Origin of the sequence: Bacteroides sp. OM05-12, from assembly GCF_003438995.1 — a bacterium.
Lineage (GTDB): Bacteria > Bacteroidota > Bacteroidia > Bacteroidales > Bacteroidaceae > Bacteroides.
In genome coordinates, this window is sequence record NZ_QSUN01000036.1 from 1 (window position 1) to 21319 (window position 21319).

At 39.4% G+C, this 21319-nt stretch carries 11 protein-coding genes; 2 read left to right on the forward strand and 9 right to left on the reverse strand.

Annotation, left to right across the window (positions count from 1 at the left end):
- Nucleotides 1-59: 59 nt before the first annotated feature.
- From DXB63_RS16685 to DXB63_RS16720, 8 genes are all read right to left on the reverse strand, one after another.
- Nucleotides 60-332 carry a hypothetical protein gene (locus DXB63_RS16685; protein ID WP_122127521.1) on the reverse strand — a complete coding sequence of 91 codons (273 nt, stop codon included), beginning with the start codon at nt 330-332 and terminating at the stop codon, nt 60-62.
- A gap of 127 nt (nt 333-459) precedes the next feature.
- On the reverse strand, nt 460-2709 hold the full coding sequence (locus tag DXB63_RS16690) for a glycoside hydrolase family 3 N-terminal domain-containing protein (RefSeq protein ID WP_233522887.1): 2250 nt from the start codon (nt 2707-2709) through the stop codon (nt 460-462).
- Complete coding sequence (locus tag DXB63_RS16695) at nt 2706-4490, reverse strand: DUF5040 domain-containing protein (RefSeq protein WP_122127522.1); 1785 nt, start codon at nt 4488-4490, stop codon at nt 2706-2708. Before DXB63_RS16695 ends, DXB63_RS16690 begins: the two co-directional genes overlap by 4 nt.
- A gap of 14 nt (nt 4491-4504) precedes the next feature.
- Nucleotides 4505-6712, reverse strand: a complete 2208-nt coding sequence (locus DXB63_RS16700; protein ID WP_199604232.1) for a glycoside hydrolase family 3 C-terminal domain-containing protein — start codon at nt 6710-6712, stop codon at nt 4505-4507.
- Nucleotides 6713-6741: 29 nt separating this feature from the next.
- Nucleotides 6742-7839, reverse strand: coding sequence for a glycoside hydrolase family 26 protein (locus tag DXB63_RS16705; protein ID WP_122127524.1), 1098 nt, complete (start codon nt 7837-7839; stop codon nt 6742-6744).
- Between the two features lie 39 nt (nt 7840-7878).
- On the reverse strand, nt 7879-9273 hold the full coding sequence (locus DXB63_RS16710) for an FAD-dependent oxidoreductase (protein WP_122127525.1): 1395 nt from the start codon (nt 9271-9273) through the stop codon (nt 7879-7881).
- A gap of 16 nt (nt 9274-9289) precedes the next feature.
- Nucleotides 9290-10948, reverse strand: a complete 1659-nt coding sequence (locus DXB63_RS16715; protein WP_122127526.1) for a RagB/SusD family nutrient uptake outer membrane protein — start codon at nt 10946-10948, stop codon at nt 9290-9292.
- Between the two features lie 39 nt (nt 10949-10987).
- Nucleotides 10988-14170, reverse strand: a complete 3183-nt coding sequence (locus DXB63_RS16720) for a TonB-dependent receptor (RefSeq protein ID WP_122127527.1) — start codon at nt 14168-14170, stop codon at nt 10988-10990.
- Nucleotides 14171-14528: 358 nt separating this feature from the next.
- Between DXB63_RS16720 and DXB63_RS16725 the strand changes: the two genes are divergently transcribed.
- Nucleotides 14529-18542, forward strand: a complete 4014-nt coding sequence (locus tag DXB63_RS16725; RefSeq protein WP_158563699.1) for a two-component regulator propeller domain-containing protein — start codon at nt 14529-14531, stop codon at nt 18540-18542.
- A gap of 218 nt (nt 18543-18760) precedes the next feature.
- Here DXB63_RS16725 and DXB63_RS16730 read toward each other — a convergent pair whose 3' ends face one another.
- Nucleotides 18761-20626 carry an FAD-dependent oxidoreductase gene (locus DXB63_RS16730; protein WP_122127535.1) on the reverse strand — a complete coding sequence of 622 codons (1866 nt, stop codon included), beginning with the start codon at nt 20624-20626 and terminating at the stop codon, nt 18761-18763.
- Nucleotides 20627-20934: 308 nt separating this feature from the next.
- Between DXB63_RS16730 and DXB63_RS18450 the strand changes: the two genes are divergently transcribed.
- Nucleotides 20935-21069 (forward strand): Fic family protein, encoded by a 135-nt coding sequence (locus DXB63_RS18450; RefSeq protein ID WP_369869641.1) that lies wholly within the window; start codon nt 20935-20937, stop codon nt 21067-21069.
- Nucleotides 21070-21319 lie beyond the last annotated feature (250 nt).

Below are 21319 nucleotides of genomic sequence, written 5' to 3' on the forward strand. Positions count from 1 at the left end.
CACTACCTACAACGATTGAATGAGCATACTCTTCCCTACCCGCACTGCTCCGTTTTCTTTCAGACAAACCGGATATGCCACTCCAAACGTTCCAATGAGCCTAAGTCCAAAGCCCGCTGTCTTGTCAACATACTCGAGAAGAAAACAGGAGTACCTTCAAGAAACGAATTATTCACCACAAGCATGCAGGGCTTTGCCTGTTCTATAATATCCTTGGTGATGGCAAACTGTACCCAGACAAACTCGCTACCCATGGTATCCTCACACAACCGTTCCATATTCTTTTGGTTTGTCTCACGCACATAAAACAAATCCAGATGTATCCAAGGCAAACCTGTTGCCTCGGATACATCTATAAATTTACGAAAGTATCGATTCTATCCATACTTTTGTTACTTCATGACGTACTTTTGCCAAATACCATCCTCTATTCATCGGTATTTAGAAAGCCGTTCACTCTCATTGCAAAGAGAATCCTCCCTCCAACCCTTCCGCACTATTAGGTCCTACCCATAGTTTAAAATCTCCTGCTTCTGCCTTTTTCTGCAAATCCCTTCCATAAAAAGCAAGCTCTTCCGGCGTCAGTTGAAACTCCACCTGCTTGGATTCACCGGCTTTAAGATGGATTTTAGTAAAGCCTTTCAACTCTTTCACCGGACGAGCAATAGAGCCGACCAAATCGCGAACGTACAACTGAACGACCTCATCACCATCCACATTACTAACATTCTTCACTGTGGCTTTCACCATCAGCGTCTCGCCTTGCTTAATCTTATCCGATGATAATTGCAAACCAGAGTATTTGAATTTACTATAAGACAATCCGTATCCGAAGGGGAACAACGGTTTATCTCCCGAATCGAGATAAAACGACGTATTACCCAATGAAGTCTGTTGAGCTTCTGTCGGTATCTCATCCAACGTCGGAATCCATTGTGCCGGACGTCCCGTATTATTATGATTGTAATACATCGGTATCTGCCCTACTTCACGTACGAACGTAACAGGAAGTTTACCGCTCGGATTCTCTTTGCCAAACAACAAATCCCAAATGGCAGGACCGCCCATCGTTCCGGGATGGAAGTTATAGAGGACAGCATCTGCATAAGGCAAATCACGCTCTATCGTCAAAGGTCTGCCTGCCATAACAACCAGAACCACCGGTTTCCCGCAACTCTTCACTACTTGCAGCAGTTCCGACTGAACTCCTATCAAATTAATATTGGATAAGGAATGTGCTTCACCCGACAGAATGGATTCTTCACCAAGAAAAACAACAGCGACATCAGCCTCCCCTACCGCTTTCTTTGCTTTCTCAAAGAAAGTCTTGTTTTTATCACGGGAATAATTTAATATCGGTTCATAAATAAAAGATACATTTTTGTACCCACGCTGCAAGGCTTTCAAAGGTGTGACGGTATAATTCTTATCCCCATCAAAAACCCATGTTCCCATTTGATCATGCTTGGCATCCGCCATAGGTCCGATTATAGCAATCTTCTGATTCACATGCAAAGGTAATACGTCCTCGTTCTTCAATAAAATTGCGGATTCTACCGCTGCTCTGCGAGCAGTTTGCAAATGTCGTTCGCTATATGCCGTAGAAACCTTTGAAGTATCTACATAAGGATTATCAAACAACCCGAGACGGTATTTTACTTTCAAAATGTTGCGAACATAATTGTCTATATCGGCTAGAGAAACTTTCTTTTCGGTTACCAACTCTTTCAAATAATCAACGTATGTCTCGCTCACCATTTCCATATCGATACCGGCATTTGCCGCAAGCATTGCTACGTCCTTTCTATCAACTGCATATCCATGAGAAAGCATTTCACTCATAGATGCCCAATCCGAAACAACAAACCCGTCGAATTGCCATTCTTTACGCAAAATATCTTTCAGTAAAAAAGAGTTTCCCGAAGACGGAATACCGTCATTGTCATTAAAGGAGGTCATCAAAGTAACTGCGCCCGCTTCTATCGCCTCCCGAAAAGGAGGCAGATAAACATTCCGCATCAAACGTTCAGGGATATTCGTGGAATTATAATCCCGCCCCCCTTCGGAAGCCCCATAACCTACGAAATGCTTTACACATGCAGCCAATGAATTGTCGGACGATAAATCATTACCTTGAAATCCCTTTACCACAGCCGCACCTAGTTTTCCGGCGAGATACGTATCTTCTCCCAGACTTTCGGCAATGCGTCCCCACCGTGCATCTCTGGATATATCTAGCATCGGAGCAAAAGTCCAATGAATACCCCTTTCACGAGCTTCGGTGGCAGCCACGCGTGCACCGTCTTCCACAATCTGCGGATTGAACGACGCTGCCTGTCCCAATGGTATAGGAAAGATGGTTTTAAAGCCGTGAATAATATCGCGACCGATAATCAACGGGATTCCGAGCCGGCTATCTTTTACAGCAGTCTCCTGAACCAAATTTATCTCTTTAGGGTCGGTTATATTCAACATAGACCCGATTTGTCCCGCTTTGATTTTTGTAAGTAGCGTATCGTTTATTCCTTCGAGATTTAATTGGTTCATCTGACCGATTTTATCGTCAAGTGTCATCTTACTTAATAAATCCTCGACAAAACGTTCCATCTTTACCGTTCCATTATCTTTTTGCGAGAACAACGAAACAGACATTGAGCTTATTAATAACAGCGCTAAAACCTTCTTCATGCCAATACAACTTCTCTTCATTTATTCTTAATTAATTTATTCACCACTTCCTTGCCGGATTCTTTCCTACATTGGAGCAGATAAACTCCATCCGGATAAGATGCAGTATCAATCACATATTCCTTGGAGGGAATTCTATGCTCAAAGTGAAAACGTTGTCCGTAAATATTGGAAATATTAATCCGGCTACCTTCTTCATTTCTAACAATTATCATGTCACTGAATACACTTGGGGCAACGTCTAGTAAATCGTCTTTGGTTTCCCGAATCCCGACAGGAGAATTATCACCTGCGATCAAAAGGCTGGGGCGATATTTCAATTCATCGGCCTCCATTGAATAAAAACTGCACAATGCCGCACCACCTGCAATAACACTCATCCGTAAAGTAACCACATTGGCTCCACTCTCTTTCTGTTGCTTAATAAAATCCGTAACATCCCAACAAATGTAACTTCCAGCCTCTGAAAAATACATTTCATTCGTACCTATAACCGTAAATGCTTTCGCATCTTTTGTGTTCCAATTAAGTTTGTTGGTATACGTTTCCGTATTTCCTTCCAATTGCAAGGTCTCATTGTCAGATTGATTAATTTCTGAGAAATAGCTTCTGAATACAATTCTTTTGTCCGTCAGCTTAACCTTTGACAGATCAAATGAGAAATACGCTTGACGGCTCCAACCATCACCGGTCTTAAGTTGGATAATCTTTTCACCGGCAAAAGATTGGTCTTTATAAGATTCATGTACATGTGTATCAAAAAAAGCAACAATAGAATCTTTTGCAAAGCAAATATTCTCCGTTCCTTCTATATCTCCATTACTCACTTGCACATTACTTATTCCCGTCGGCACTATATGAATAGCTTCTTTAACAGTATAAGGAATTTCCAATATCAAAGGATTATCCGTTATATTCTCTTTCACAAATGCCATATCATTTACTTCATAATTTAGATTAAAAGGAGATAAACCGGAGAAGACACAGCGAACGTGTGCCTTTTCTCCTTCAAATATAATCATCTCTTTCGGTTTCATAGTTGCCGTCAATGGAATCTCTATATCAAAAATTTCAGCCATCTTAGCGATATAAATCTCAGCCATCTTTTTTTGAATATATTGTCCTTTGCCTCTGAGAGGATGCCAGCCATATTTCACACCATCAATAGTTTCCGTATCTCCGGCAAACTTCAAGCTTGGCTGGCTACCGTCGCTATCCAACACATCTTTTGTAAAGCCGATATTTGCATCCCATTCTATCAAAGGAAGATTCCATTTCTTAGCCAATTTGCGGATAGCGGGATTAAAAGTCGTACGCGAATCATGCCAATGAGTACCCAAAACTATTATTGCCGGTTTGCCATCAGCTGTTCCATAATATTTTGAAGTAGGTACGTCTTTCAGATTTTTGCAATCATCTTTATATTTACGGATAACATAATCATAAGCTACGCTATAAGGAGTAGCATCTGTAAGTGTATAATCATTATAATCATCTTCCAGCCAATCCTCTTTAGCAACATTCTGATTGTGAACGTGCATAATCACCAATGCTTCTATGTCATCCAATTGCGACGTAGTATAAAGCGCACCATTCTTCATGGCTTGAGCAGTTTGCATAATAGCTTGACCAGAAACAGCTCTGTTTATCGGAGTAAACTCCAGCACCTCGCAACCAATCTCAAACCATCCATTCTCAGGAACTGCAAATGACGCACCGGTAAGTAATATATTACCTCTGTTGGCTGCAAAACCAAACGTGCATGAAAGTAATATCATAAAAAATAAAACCTTTGTTTTCATATATCAAATTTTAGTTATTTAATTATTTCAATTGTCGTTTTACCTCTTATATCATCAGAAGCCGATGCAAGATAAATAACATATTTATCCGGTTCCAAAACCCATTTTTTATTCACTTCATCATAGAAAGCAAACTTATTCGAATCCAAAGCCATATTAATCGTTTGTGTCTCTCCCCTCTTAAGGAATATCTTTTTAAATGCTTTCAATTCTTTCACAGGCCGTAAGACTGACGGATTCTTCTGTTCTACATAAATTTGCACAGCCTCAGCACCGTCCATATCTCCCGTATTGGAAATCGTAAAAGATACGTTTATCTTATCTCCGACATGATAATCCTTTTTGTCAGCAACCGGTTTACCATACTTGAAAGTTGTGTAAGAGAGTCCATGTCCGAAAGCAAACAGAGGAAGTATATTTTTCTTTTCATGCCAACGATAACCCACTAAAATATCATCTAAATAATATTGATTAATTCCATCTCCCGGATAAGACTTCTCACCAAAATAATGCGCACTGTTATCCTCTAACTTTTTAGGGAAAGAAAAAGGTAATTTACCCGACGGATTTACTCCTCCCGAAATAACATTAGCCAAAGCCTCTCCCGCCATAGAACCTAAATACCATCCCTGCATCAACCCTTGCACTTTATCTACCCAAGGCATCGCAACTGCGTTCCCGCTTATGAGTATGATACCCGTATTCTTGTTTACCTTCAATAGCTCCTCAATTAATTTATCTTGTCCGAACGAAAGATTCATAGATTTCCTATCATCCCCCTCACAATCTTCCGAATTATTCTTATTCAGTCCACCGAAATATAATACGACATCTGCGGATTTTGCTACGGAAACAGCTGCATTCAACAGAGAATCCGCATCATAAGGCGAAGGCAGTATCTCATTGTATGAGGGAGCACCTGAAGCATAGCCCATACTATACACCACGTTTTCTGCTCCATACTTATTAACTATACCTTGTAAAGGAGATATTTCGATATGTGGCTTTAATTCGGATGAACCTCCTCCTTCGGATAATCGTTTAACTGCATTTTCACCAATGACCGCAATTTTCCCATATCTACCCGCTGGAATGGGAAAGAAATGATTTTCATTTTTCATCAAGACAATCCCCTCTTCGGCAACAGTTCTCGCAACTTCATAATGTTCCGGAGCTTTGAATCTGCCATAAGGGCGATTCCTATTCATACCTGTACGGTAATAAAGTCGAAGTATACGACGAACTTTTTCATCGAGCAATGCTTCAGATAATTCTCCTTTCCTGATTTTATCCAAAAATGGTTGAGCTAAATAATAATCATTGTAAGCTGAACTTATGCCCCATGTTAAACCATTTGTCCAAGTTCCCATTTCGAGGTCAAGACCATTACGGGCCGCTTCATCCGTATCGTGAGCAGAGCCCCAGTCCGTAACCATAACTCCATCAAATCCCCATTCATTCTTGAGTATCTGATTGATGAGCGTATCATTATGTGAACAGTAAGTCCCTTTAAATTTATTATAAGATCCCATTACGCTCCATACATTTCCTTCTTGTACGGCAGCTTTAAAAGCTGGTAAATATATCTCATTCAAAGCACGGTCACTTACTACAACATTAATATCATTCCTCCACTTTTCCTGATTATTTAATGCGAAATGCTTCACACAAGCCGATACCCCATTTTTCTGTACTCCTTTAATATAAGGTACAACCATTGTAGAACTAAGATAAGGATCTTCACCCATATACTCAAAGTTTCTTCCGCTCAAAGGGGTACGGTAGATATTCACGCCCGGCCCAAGAATCATGTCTTTCTTTCTAAAACGTGCACCTTCACCCAAAGCATTTCCATATCTATAGGATAGTTCAGTATTAAATGTCGCTGCAAGGCAAGTTAAAGCAGGGAATGCTGTACAGGAGTCATTAGTCCAACCTGCATGCTCCCATGAATCCCATTTAAATTCCACTCGTACACCATGAGGACCATCGCTCATCCATAATTCGGGTATTCCCAATCTCGGACAGCCCGGTGCACTGAACTTAGATTGTGCATGGCAAATAGCAATCTTCTCCTCAAGAGTCATTAATGACAAGGCATTTTCAATCCGTTCTTCTGTAGGAAACGATTCATCCAAATATGCAGGAAGAACTTCTTGCGCACAAATTCGGAAAGAATTCGCTATAGTCATCGCAAACAATACTATTAGTTTTAGATTCATAAACATAAAATTTCTACATTATATAATTGTCACCCTTTATTATCCAACTTATTGCAAGTAAGAATACGGGGTATTTCCACAAACTTTAAAAAGTCCTCACTAGCCGGATGCCCAGGTATAGGTATATGATAATAATTTTCTATATTCCAGGCATTTTTCCCAAATAGGATATAGCTTATCGGATATTCGGATATTACCGGATAAACAAGTTCGGAAAAGAAATTCGGTATCTTAATTCCTTCCATACCCGTATCAGTAAGAGCCGGTATCTTATTCTTTTTATCCGAAACATCCGTTATCACTGCCAACGTTTTATTAAGATTTTCAACATACATTTTCCCCATGGGATCATTTGCTTGTTCCAAATAAAGATCACTACCGATTATATCCACATACTCATCTCCCGGATAACAATTTAAAATTTCTTCCGTAGAAAGCGGATTATATAAAGATAAAGCGAAAACAAGATTATCAACTTTCTTCATTTTGCGAAGATAGTCAACAGTCATTTGCCATAATTTTTTATATTCGGCTGTTGTGCAACTATTTATATTCCACCAATAGGTCTCAACGTTGGGATTATGAAACGGACGAAAAATAACAGGAATATGATTTCCTTCTTTATCTTTCAAATCAATGAAGAAAGCAGCTAATTTATCCAAATAAGATACATATTTATCTTTATATTTCTTCTGAGTTAAGATAGCCGAAACAGGATCTTGAACAGCACTGTCCTCTACCGGATTTCTAGCTGTCCAACTTATTGTACTAACTCCTCCCATCTCATTTGTTATCTGTATGTATTCCACAATCGTCTGAAACTTAACGGAATCAATATTCAATGCCTCACCAAGTTCAACATTGGCAATATCCCATCCTACCACAGCCGGATAATCTCCACAGACACTTTTCACATCAGAGCGACCCTTTTCACCATACCACATACTACCATACGCTAGAGCGTCCTGATGTCCAAGCATAATTCCTTTGGCCTTTCGGACATTCAAAACAGAAACCAATTCTTGAGCTTTGCTCCTTTTACTATCATCAAGCATTTTACTCGATTTCTGTTCATTGCAAGCAATGAGTGCGAATATCATCAGGACTAAACAGAGTCGTTGTTTCATAAACCAATATATTTTAACTAATTAACCAAATATTATTCATTAAAGGAAATATTGTCCTTCTTCTTTTAACCTTTTCCGAAGGTTCTGTACATCAACTTTGTGCACATCATTTTTACTCTGCACTCTGGCAAGAGTAGCCGCTAATCCCGCAGCTTCCCCCGTAACCAAGCAACAAGGCATTACCCGCAAACTTCCGAAAGCATGTTCATCCGTCGAAATACAGCGGCCTGCTATCAACAAGTTCTTAAGACCTTTTGGAGTCAAGCACCGATAAGGTATACCATGTGATTCGCCCTTGCCGTAGTGAACTTCCTCATATCCGGCCTTATGCACATCCAAGAAATAAGCATTACGCCCGATTTCATCGTCAAAGGATTTTCTTGCCATCCAATCTTCCACAGTAAAGATGTAATCACCTTCTATTCTTCTGCTATCCCTGATACCGGGAACGATAGCAGTACGAGCAACGAAAGAACTACCAAATGTTTCAGGTCTGAACTCTTTCAACATATCCAAATGCTGCATCGCTATTTTTCTTCCGGTCAACATAGCATCCGACAATTGCTTGGGATCTGTTGTATCTGCAATCTTTATATGATTTGCATTAAACTGTACAACATCCGGCCCCACTAGATTACTGCAACAATGTGTATCCAACAAAGGATATCTTCCACTTTTTACAGCTTGGATAGATGCACTGTTCGGATTAGCATGATGTAGGTTAGGGCCTGTTATATAGTTATAAGTATCCACATTGGCTACAGAAAAGCAAAGAGTCGATTTTTGTAATTCGCCCTGATTATCACCTTTAAAGTAATTTGCTCCGGCCCATGCGGCTACATCTCCATCACCTGTACAATCAATATAAACTTTGGCTTTATATGCTGTTAATCCGGCCTTATTGGAAACAATTAATGCGTCAATCGTATCGTTCGAATCCATCTCGACAGCTGCCACTTGTGAAAAAAACAGGATATCCACTCCAGCTGCCGTAACCATATTATCGTATACCGACATCAGATATTCAGGATTAATGCTGACCCAATCCAATTTATCTTCCGGTTCATGTGGCACTGCTTTCTTGGATTCTCTAAAAATCTTTTCAGCTAATCCTCTATATATTATTTTCTCTCCGTCAGAGAAAGGACACCATGCCGGAACCATGCCGGCAGTACCCAGCCCTCCCAATTGCCCTAATGCTTCGATAAGTAAAGTTTTAGAACCTTCTCTGGCCGAAGCAATAGCAGCAGCACAGCCGGCCGGTCCTCCTCCGATGACAATTACATCCCAATCATCATTCACAGAAATCTTTTGCTTCTTCAACATATATTTTTCTTCCTTTCCGGTAGCTGCACTTACAAATTCCGGTAAAGCAGCCGCCACAGCTAAAGTTCCGGAAGTTTTGAGAAAATGTCTTCTATCGATTGACTTCATATTTTCCGAATTCTAATTAATCTAAATAATTACCCGTGCCTTCCCATCCCGGATTTTGTTTCAATACTCCACCGGACAACTCGATTTCTGTTTTCGGTATTTGTAAGAATCCTCCTGTTTCAGAGCGGAATGTTACCGTCTTTTGAGTCTCTACCGAATTATTACGAACTTTGATATCCGTCTGATTCTCAGTAATCACATTCCAATCATGCCAACGAAGTAAATCATAATATCTCACGCCTTCGAATGCTAATTCGAAACGACGTTCATTTTTAATATTTTCAAGAGTGGCCGGAACAGACGGCAAACTTACGCGGTTTCTCACCCTATCGAGATAATTTTGTGCATTGGGTGCTCCTAATTCAGCTGCCATCAACAGTACATCCGAAAAACGCATCAATACAAGATCCTGTGTATTAGTCAACAAATAGTTCGTTTCCGTCATATTATATAATACACAACTATAATTTACCAAAACACCCTCTGAATTTTTCACCATAATAGGGGTATACTTCTTCTGCATGTAGTAAGTTTCATCCATTTGTGAACCACCACCATTTGCATAATACACAATCTCTTTCTTATCCTTCACATTGATAATAGAAGCTTGCTTACGCAAATCGGCATCATCCCAATCCTCCCAAAGCTTTGGATTGACAGTGCCCATACCCCAACCTATTCCAAACGGAGAAGTTCTTTTCGTGTTCTGCTCTCTCAAACCTAAATACAAGGCTATGTGATTACATTTTTGATAATCTAAATCCCAATTGGATATCGTTGAATATTTGATGGCAAAAACTGTCTCTTTATTTCCATCACCCTCCCATTTTAAATTATTCTCTTTGGTATAAGCATAATCCTGAGCATAAGCATACGGCCATAGATTTCTAAAATCACTAACCAAATCATGACCGCTATTTTCGATACAATCCACCAACCAATCCGTCGCTTGTTGTTTGGTAATGGAGCCACCATCCGGCAGAGGAAGAGCTTCCTTATCATAATAACCGGTATAGAACAAAAACACACGAGCCATCAAAGCTTCGGCAGCCCACTTCGTGACACGACCTAAATCTTTATCCTTATCAATATTCTGATAATCAGTTGCCGGTAGTTTTTCTATTGCCGTTTTCAAATCGGATGCTATTTGAGCATACGTCTGAGCAGCCGGAGTCTGAGGAATATTAACAGAATAAGGAACTGTTACCAAAGGAACTTCACCAAACAACAAAGACAACTCAAAATAGAAATGTGCTCTCAAATAGTAAACCTGTCCGGCTATTTTATTAGCTTGTGTTTCATCATCCCAATCAATATCATCCAATTTGGAAATCAAGAAATTACTACGATATACCCCAAAATAGTGGGCTCTCCAAGATTGGCGAAACATATCATCACCCGATTTCTTAAATTGGTCGAGTGCTTTACAAGATTTATCACCGGGTCCTCCACCCCCGAAAACATTATCAGACATCAATTCGGAAGTTAGGAATGGCGTCCCCAATGGCTCCGAACGAGATAAAATGGAATATACACCGGTCAATAACTGAGACGCGTCAGAAGGTGATTGAGGATAATTTTCCTCACTCTTTTTAACCTTATTTTCTGAATCGAGGAAGTCTTCACAACCCCATAGAATACATGCTATAAATAGAATCGATAATATTTTTTTCATGATTTGAATACTTTTATTTATGAATAAATAGCACTAAGACTAATATTTAATATTAATTCCAACCATATAGGTTCGTGCACTTGGATAGAAACCTAAATCAACACCCGTAGCCCATGCAGTGTCTCCACCGTAACCGACTTCGGGATCCATTCCCGAGTATTTTGTGAATGTGACAAGGTTCTGAACAGTTCCGTAAACTCTCAATTGATTAAGAGGCAATTTCTTGAATATTTTCTTGAAATCATATCCTAATGTTAAATTGGTTATTTTGAAGAAGTCGGCATCTTCGATATATAAATCGGATACATACTGCCAATTTATACTTGAACCGTTTATACTAGGCAAGCGATTGGAAGTACCTTCTCCATACCAACGGGCTAAATCATCCGTCGTATAATTATCAAGTGCCTTATTTCCGTAACTACGATATGATTTTGCATTTTGAACACCCATTACACCGTAACCTGTTATTGATAAATCTATCCCTTTCCATTCCATATTTAAGGATAAACCATACGTAAAATCCGGATGAGGGTTACCAATCATGCATCTATCATCCTGATCTATTTCTCCATTCTTATTTCTATCGACAAATTTTACGTCACCCGGTTTAGCATCCGGTAAAATTTTCTTGCCTGTTGTCGGATCAACATACGCATCTATTTCAGCTTGGTTTTGGAAAATACCGGCCGTCTTATAACCATAAAAATAACCGATAGGGCAACCAACCTCCGCACGAATGAAATTACCCGTATTATGTCCTAATAATCCGGAACCGGCTTCGAATAATCCCTCTGCATTTTCTATTTTCAGTACTTCATTTTTATTATGTGTTATGTTACCTCTTATTCCGTACTTAAATTCCCCGATTCTATCATTCCAATCTGCACTGATTTCAAATCCCGAATTTTCTACATCACCACCATTGATATAAGGTGCGCCAGTTCCCCAAATACCCAGAGCCGGTATTTGAACTAACCAATCCTTTGTTGTTTTCTTATACCAGTCGAACGTAAATCCTAATTTATTATTGAAGAAACGGCTATCCAAACCAAAATTAAGTTGTCTCGAAGTTTCCCATTTCAAATCAGGATTGGCAATAAATTCAGAATACGACCCAATCGCCGGGTTACTCTTATCCGTACCAAAGTAATACCATGCCGCATTCTGGGAATTTCCCAAAGCTATCAAAGGCAAATAGCGATTACTAGGAATCTTATTATTGCCATTCTCTCCCCAGCTCATTCTTAATTTCAAAAGATCAAAAAAATCTCTACTCGAATTCATAAAATGTTCTTCAGCTATATTCCAGCCTAAAGAGAATGAAGGGAAATATCCCCACCGATTTCCTCTTGCAAAATTAGAAGAGCCATCTCCGCGAAATAAAATGGTAGCCATATATTTTCCTCTATAATCATAGTTGATACGCCCGAAGAAAGAGGCTATAGAACCTTCAGACCAAGGGGAACCACTCAATGTCGTTCTACCAGAGGCGATTGATTTCACATTACTCAAATAAGCATGGTCGAAATCGCTGAATTCCGAACCTTTGTTACTACCGTTAATATCCTGACCTAAGCCCCATTTTTCAAGAGCCATACCAATCATGGTATTGAACTTATGAGAATCAGCTATTGCAAAATCATAAGCTAAAGTATTATCCCAGCTCCATTGTAATCCATTACCGGAACCCTGAGACGTATAATCTTCTTTTTGATAACTTTTTTCGTTCAGCTGATAAGCAGGACGATATTCCCGACTACTCCAACCATTAAAGGCATAACCGAAATTCGACTTAAACTTTAAATCTTTTATCGGTTGTACAACTACATAGAAACTTCCACGAGCAGAATAATTCTGACTATTTACCATACTTCTCAAATAATACATTTCCGCTAAAGGATTAACAGCATCTTTATCCAACAATACCGGCCATTCAAAATCACCGTTCTCCTTATATGCTGGAAACAAAGGATTGGCAACAAGCGCATTTCTTACGTCATTCCAATACATATTACCCGTTCCCATACCTAAACCGCTTCTATTTACATAACCGATAGTTAAAGTTTGTCCGAATTGAAGTGCATCGAATGATTTTGTTTTAATAATCGTATGTTCCGAATTGATTCTGGCTGTATAACGTTCATAATCAGGATCTACTTCATAATCCTTTTTAAAACCGATAGTAGGTTCTTGTGAGGTATAAGAAAGACCGACTGAAAATGTCGAGTATTCATTTCCTCCTGCAATATTAAAAGCATGGTTTTGCATTGGAGCGTTCTTCCGGGTCATTTCTTTCAGCCAATTAGTTCCTTTCCATTCTCCACTCTGTATTTTATCCCATAAAGGAACTTCTTGTTGGAAATTGGTATCTGTATAGTCGCCACCTTCCTTTATCAATTCAACATATTGTTGTGCATTGAGCGGAGTCACTGTTTTAGCCAAATTCTGCCATCCTACATATCCGTCATATTGAACACTTATCTTTCCTTTTTTGCCTTGTTTGGTCGTTATCAAGATTACTCCATTAGCAGCTCTCGCTCCATAAATAGCAGAGGTTGCCGCATCTTTCAATACATCAACAGTCTCAATGTCGGATGGATTCAGCATGTTAATATCTCCACCGGGCACGCCATCTATCACGTACAAAGGTTCCGAATTATAAATTGTTCCAAGTCCACGTATAACGACTTTAAAGCCATCACCCGGTTTTCCGCTTTGCTGTGTAATGTTTACGCCCGGAGTCTGACTTTGCAACGCACCAAGTGCACTAACCGTATTCATTTTAGAAATATCTTCTCCTTTCACTTGAACAGTCGCACCTGTTATCAACCTTTTCTTCTGTATACCATAACCGACTACTACCACTTCATCCAAAACCTTATTATCGGCATCAAGTTCTATTTTAAGATTAGATTGTTGTTTTATGTGTACCGTTTTTGTCTCATATCCCAAATAAGAGACCTCAAGACTTGCGCCATTATTAACTCTGAAAGAAAACTTTCCATCCAGATCAGTAATTGTACCGTTATTCGTACCCTTTTCTTTTATATTGGCACCAATCAATGCTTCCCCGTCCCCATAAACAATACCTGTAACAACTCGTGATTGAGCATACACCGTTTCACTCAGAAACATGAAAGACAATATAAATGCAAAAAAGCAGTTCAACCTTTGCCTTTTTCCTTTAAATAATGTCGTAGATTTAAGAACTCTGTTCATAATATTAAATTTATTAGTTGTTTTTTAAATATATTCTTCCTTGACTTCGAAAGCTATAAATTTGACGACAAATACAGCCCTGATTTCAAAAGTCAAAATTAGCTTATATATAAATAAGCAACTTGCATACAAGTCAACGGTCTTTTAGGACAAGCACTTTGCGGTTGTGTAAATGTTGCAAATACTTAAAATATTGTAGCCAGTATGTTAAACGGCGCGCTTTATTCGGAAAAACGCTTTATTTTTGTTTTGGAAACATCTCAAGTTATATCCATTAAAATAAAATCATATTATTTATATGTTCTCATTATTTAATAAACCCAAATTAAAATACATTATTCTTTTAATCACATTTCAAATGTGGGGAGGCCATATACCTGCTTCCGACAAATTTTGGAATACGGCAAACGAGCTATCCAATAGCCATGTTAACAGCATATATCAAGATCATGAAGGTTTAATATGGATTTGTACGGAAAGCGGACTAAACTCTTTTGACGGTTCCGAATTCAAAACCTATTATAATCAACCTAACGATACAACTTCACTCATAAATAATTCCGTTCTCACTGTTTTCGAGGATAAAAAAAGGAATTTCTGGGTAGGAACTATTGGGGGAGTACAGTTATTCGACCGTACTACAGAAAAGTTCAGTAATATCCACTTTTCATATCCTAATATCAGTGACTTCAGTTACTTCCGTTGCATCATGGAGGATAGTAAAGGAAATATCTGGCTCACGACAAGTCGCTCAGGAGTCATCTGTATCCGGGCTAATACAGGAAAGCCTATTTATTATATGACCACGAACAGTAACATCTGCAGCAATAAGATTAACGTGGTATTTGAAGACCGCTTCGGAAATATCTGGATAGGCTCTCAAGACAATGGAATCAGTGTGTTGAATATCGAAAACCACACGCTTGTTAATTATGCGCATGATTCTAAAGACCTCAACAGTCTTTCCAGCAACAAAGTCTTCTCTATTACAGAGACACCGGAAGGAAACATACTTGTTGGTACGATTGACGGGGGTATCGATTCGTTCGATTTCTCAACCCGGACTTTTACCCGCAATTTCATTCCAATGGAGGGAATGGTGTTCACAATGGTAACCGACAGTAAAAAGAATCTTTGGATAGGAACGGACGGCTACGGATTAAAATGTTACCGAGAAGACAATCGTTCCGTCGAAACCTACGAGACGGAACGTCCGAATCTGGATATGCGTAAAGCAAAGGTACATAGTATCTTGGAAGATAAGCAAGGAAACATTTGGGTCGGATTATATCAAAAGGGAGTTTTAATGATTCCTCCGCAAGAGCACTCGTTTGGTAATCTTTGTTTCAACCCTTTCTATCCAAAGAAAAGTATCGGAACAGAATGCGTATTGTCTATTGCCGAAGACAACAATAAAAACTTATGGATCGGTACTGACGGAGACGGCATTTACAAGCTTAATTCCTCAAAAGAAGTGATAGCCCACTATAACATACAGAGTGATAGACATTATACGGAGTCCATTGTTTTATCCATCTTTAAGGACAGCCGCAACAGAATCTGGATAGGAACTTATCTCTCCGGTTTATTCTTATATAATCCGAATACAAATAGCTTTGAGAAAAAAGAGATTAATGTCAACGGTCGAAATGTGAAACACATTAATACGATGGCCGAAGATTCTATCGGGAATCTTTGGTTGGGAACAAATGAGGACGGTGTTTGTATATTCAATCCTGAAACTCAAAAGATAAGTGCTCTTCAATACGACCTGATGAAAAACAGCAAACAAGTACTTAGTAATACTATTCATTCGATTTTATTCGGTAAGAACAATAAAGTATGGATAGGAACCAGCAATGCAGGACTAAGTTGTTACGACCTTTCTACACAATCTTTTTCCGATTATACGGCAGGAAACGGACGGCTGACAAATAACATGATTTATTCAATTACCGAAGATAATAGAGGTAATGTATGGATAGGAACCGCACAAGGACTGAATTGTATTAATCCGACGAATCCCAAAACTTCTTTTTACACCGAACAGGACGGATTACCCCATGCCACCATCAACGGTATCGAGATTGACGAGAAAGATAATATTTGGTTAAGTACCAACTTCGGACTTTCCCATTTCTTATCTCAAGAAAAACAATTCATCAACTATTTCATGTCGGACGGCCTTGTGAATAATGAATTTCGCAGAGGTGCCCATTTCAGGTCAACATCGGGAGAAATGTATTTCGGAGGAAGTAACGGAGTTTCTTATTTCCGTTTATTCGAAAGAGCTAAACATCCTTTACTAAATCTTTTATTCACCGATTTATATATTTATAATGAACCTGTCAAAGTCGATAAAGGTGAAATTCTTTCGAAAGCAATTAATTACATAGATAAGATTAACATAAAAAGTGACGTGAAGAGTTTTTCCATCGGTTTCACGGCACTCGAATACAATGCACCTGGTGACATTATCTACCAAATCAAGTTGGAAGGATTCGACAATGAATGGAAAACATTGCCACTCAACAACAAGCTCGCCACTTATACCAATCTTAATTACGGCAAATATATATTCAAAATAAAAGCAGCTTTACCCGGCATGGAAGCTGTAGAGCGCAGCCTGCCACTCGTCGTTCATCCTCCTTTTTGGTTAACATGGTGGGCCAAGTCGATTTATGTATGCATGGTTCTATTAATGATTTGCTATGCTTATATCAACGTCAAAAATCGTTTGAGGACTCGTAAGGAAGCTTTGATTAAGGAAAATGAAAATTTGATGATGCAATCCAAGCTTCAATTCTTTACAGACATCTCCCACGAGATACGCACCCCGTTAACGCTCATCTTATCTCCGATTGAGCAGTTGATAAAGGAAACTTCCGAAGAGAAGCTACGTAACACCTATAAACTTATCAGCCAAAACGGACACCGCATCCTTCACTTGGTCAATCAGGTCATGGAAATGCGTAAATTAGACAAAGGACAGGTCAAACTACTCGCCGAGCAAACCGACCTCCGAACTTTCTTTGAGAATATAACGACCTCATTTGATTATATTGCCCAAAAAAGAAATATAACCTTGACATTGGCTATTAAAGAAACGATACCAACAGTTTGGGTAGACCAAGAGAAACTGGACAAAGTGATATTCAACGTACTTTCCAATGCTTTCAAATACACATTGGACAACGGTTCCATCACCATAGAAGTCAGTACTTCACCAACGGATATCATTATCCGTATAGCCGATTCGGGACCCGGTATTCCCAAAGAAATGCGGGAATTGGTATTTGAGCGTTTCTATCAGATACCGGAAGATAGCAACCGGAAAAAAATGGGTACCGGCATTGGCCTACACTTGTCGAGAAGCCTAATGAATATACATCACGGAAAAATCTATGTTGAGGATTCTGAACTTCCGGGTGCAACCTTCGTGATTACGTTACCTCTGGACAACAGTTACTTAAAAGAATCGGAAATAAAGGCCGAGCATACCGACCGCAGTTTAGCTACATTAGTTCAAACTTCATTGATCGACGCCGAGAATAGTATTAACGATTTCACGCCTACAGGACGTACAAAGTACAAATACAAAGTACTAATTGTAGAAGACGATGATGACATTAAGGATTATCTGCTGGATGTCCTAAAGTCCGACTATCAACTGATAACGGCCGAAAACGGAGCTGAAGGATTGGAGCTTACCATAAAAGAGCTTCCCGACTGTATCATAACCGATGTAATGATGCCTGTAATGAACGGAACCGAAATGTGCAATAAAATAAAGAATAATGAGCAAACCAACCATATACCGGTCATCATGCTGACAGCGAAAACAAGCATCGAACATCGTATCGAAGGGATTCAGGCAGGTGCGGATTCTTATTTGCCCAAACCTTTCAACATCGACCATTTGAAAGTAAGAATCAATAAGCTGATTGAGCTACGTCGCGTAATCAAAGAAAAATACGAAGACAAAGAAAAGAGTAAGGAAAGTGGCAATAACATCAAATCATTTGATGAAAAGTTCCTTGAAAAACTGGAAACAATTGTCAAAAAACAGCTGGCGGATACCGATTTATCAGTAGAAACAATCAGTGCCGAAATAGGAATCAGCCGTTCGCAATTACAACGCAAATTGAAACAATTGACAAACCAAAATCCAAGCGAATACATTAAAACCACCCGACTCAAATATGCGGCAGCATTACTAGCTAGCAAGAAACTGACCATATCGGAAGTCACGTATGCGGCAGGATTTTCATCTTTGTCCCACTTCTCCAACAGTTTCAAAGAATACTACGGAATGTCGCCAACCAAGTATATGGAGATTAACAGCAAAGAGAAACCGAAGGTACAAGAATAAAGAGTCCTTAATACAGGGGGAAGTAACAAAAACACATTCCCCCCTCTCTCCCAAACAAAAAAAGTGCGTTTTACTATCACTATCTGTCACTGATTTCAGAAAGTACTCTTTTCTGCTTATTACGCGTTTCAGTGCCGTATGAGCAGACTTTTCTTCTATTATTACAAGTAAAGTGACATATATTACTTTATAAAACGATAACTGTCAATCCATCCACACTACCTTAAAGTTGTATCTACGACTTTATATCCTAAAGTTCCACCTTCATTATATTGCTGATTATTAAGCATATCCTTGCCCGTACCTTTTTCCATCAGTTCCTTTAGCTGCTTTAAATAAGACGCATAAACACCTCTGGGAATAGTCTGTTTCTTTATACAAATGGAAGCAGCCATCCCTACGACCTCTCCTATCATTCCGGTGGTACGCATTACTCTTGTTGTTCCCAACGCAACATGCGTAACACTGATGTTTCGCCCCGCCATGAACAGATTTTCAATGTTTCGGGAATAAAAGCACCGGTAAGGGATGGGATAATGATAGGTGGCAACATGTTGAGCTATCGATTTAAATTCCTTTTGCGGGAAATGACGACTGTTCTCCGGGTCAGGATAATGAAGGTCGATGGTCCAAGAAGTACATGCTGTCCCATCTTCATAAGGAATATGCTCCACTAAATCATTTTCGGTCAAGATATGGTCACCGAGCAGACGACGGGATTCCCTTTTTCCTGCCACGTAAGCTACCCACTCTAAAGCCCTGTTTCGGTAATATTCACTAGCCGTGTACCTGTTTTTCAAATAAGACCAATTCGAAAATATCACCATCAAACCATAATCCCGGATACGTTCGAACTCTGTTATCTGATTGCGGTTCATGCCCGTTTCCCAAGTCCATTCGCCCATCATCACTTTCTCCGAACTCTCTTCGTTAAATTCCAAACCGTAATCGAATACCGGAAAATCCTGCGGTTCTTTCTTTTCAACGGAATACCACTGAACGGATGCTCCCATCACCTGACTATCAGCGATATCAACAGCATGAGGCTCATCAAACTCACTCTTGCTTTCCCTGCCCATTCTGAAATCGGCTCCTGCCAAATAACCCACTGTTCCGTCTCCCGTGCAATCGGCAAAGAGAGGAGCATGGAAGACCTGCCTCTTTCCTGTCTCAATATGAGTTGTGGTAATGGAAACAATGCGGTTGTTTTCTTTTTGCAGCGAAATCATTCTGCATGAAGGAAATAGAGAAATATTAGGTTCAGCTGCAATAAAAGCTTCTTTCTTATTGTCCTCGTAGTTTTCTGCCGGCCGGGCATTTCCTACTTTCAGCGGACAAAACTCTTTCATCAGATTTCCCAAACGCGGATACGGAGCCAATTCGATTCTTCCTCCCATATGTACACGCACCTCCGAGCTGTTATTGCCGCCCAATACAGGTCGGTCATTGATTAGAGCCACTTTCAATCCCAGCCGTGCGGCAGAAACCGCAGCACACATTCCGGCAATTCCTCCCCCTACAACAACAAAATCAAAACTCCCCGCATAAGTATCCGGATTGGTTTTCTTTAATGTATCGGATAAGAATCGCTTCAATTCCTCCGTATCATCCGGCGGAGTGACGGCTTCCCGAGAGAAATAAATTGCATCGCAACGTCCGTTAAATCCGGTCAAATCATGCAAAACAAGCCGTTGAGACAATTCATTGATGACTACTATACCGGCTTTCTGCCATTCCCATTTATTGCCCGTCGCACCCAATACAGTAGCTAGTTCAGTGTCACCGACTGATAGAGTGAATTGTCCAGGTCCTTTTTTATCACTCCACACAGAAGTCCAATTATAGGTACGCACATATACATGATATAAACCTTTCTCCGCAAACCGGACGGTAGTTATGGCATCTGTAACAGGTTTCCCCATCCCATGAGCCATCAGATAAGACGAGCCTACTTGCTCCATAAATTGTTGATCGACTACCCAACCTCCTTTCTCCTTGAAACTCTCAGCCTCTACATATAATTGTGCAGAATTTACCTTAACTACAGCGAACAATAACAAAAACAAAACAAAATGTGTCTTCATAAACAGTGAAATTAGAATTATGATTGCAGTATTATGAAGGCAAATGTAGAAATACATTTCAAAAAGGCAAAAAAGCTATATTACCTAATTTTTCCATAGCTACATATCAAAAACGACTTGCAACATTTACGCAATTTAAAAACCAGTCATCTGATTTTGATTATTATTCTTTACTCTCTACTTAACAACCGACAAAAAAGTCAAGAGCATCAAACAGGAAAAAATAAGATGTTAACAACCTAATAAGGTGATGAAAATAAAACTTCTCTATCTTCACATTATTACATAGCGGAATACTATGTATCTTTATAGCCAATTATCTGACACCGACTATCCAGAGTGGTTTTATTACCCCTCTCTACCCTAACAGTCCCAAACATCCACGACAAAAATATCTGTTAATGGCGGAAGGATTGACCGTTTTTAATTCAAACAAACGCTAACGGTCAATAGCGTAAAATAGAAACTTCTTACAATTTTCCGACATAATCCATGTTCGCCTGAATATGCAAAATAATCAAGCTGATTTATCGCTATAAATTATGTTTTCAGCCTGTATTTATGACTTATGCTACATTTCAAAAAAGATATGCAACATTTCTTCAACACAAAACACATGGGTTAAATCAATCTGTCGTTTCATGCAAAGCATTTATTCATCTATACCTTAATTTTGCTTCCAGAGATTTACGA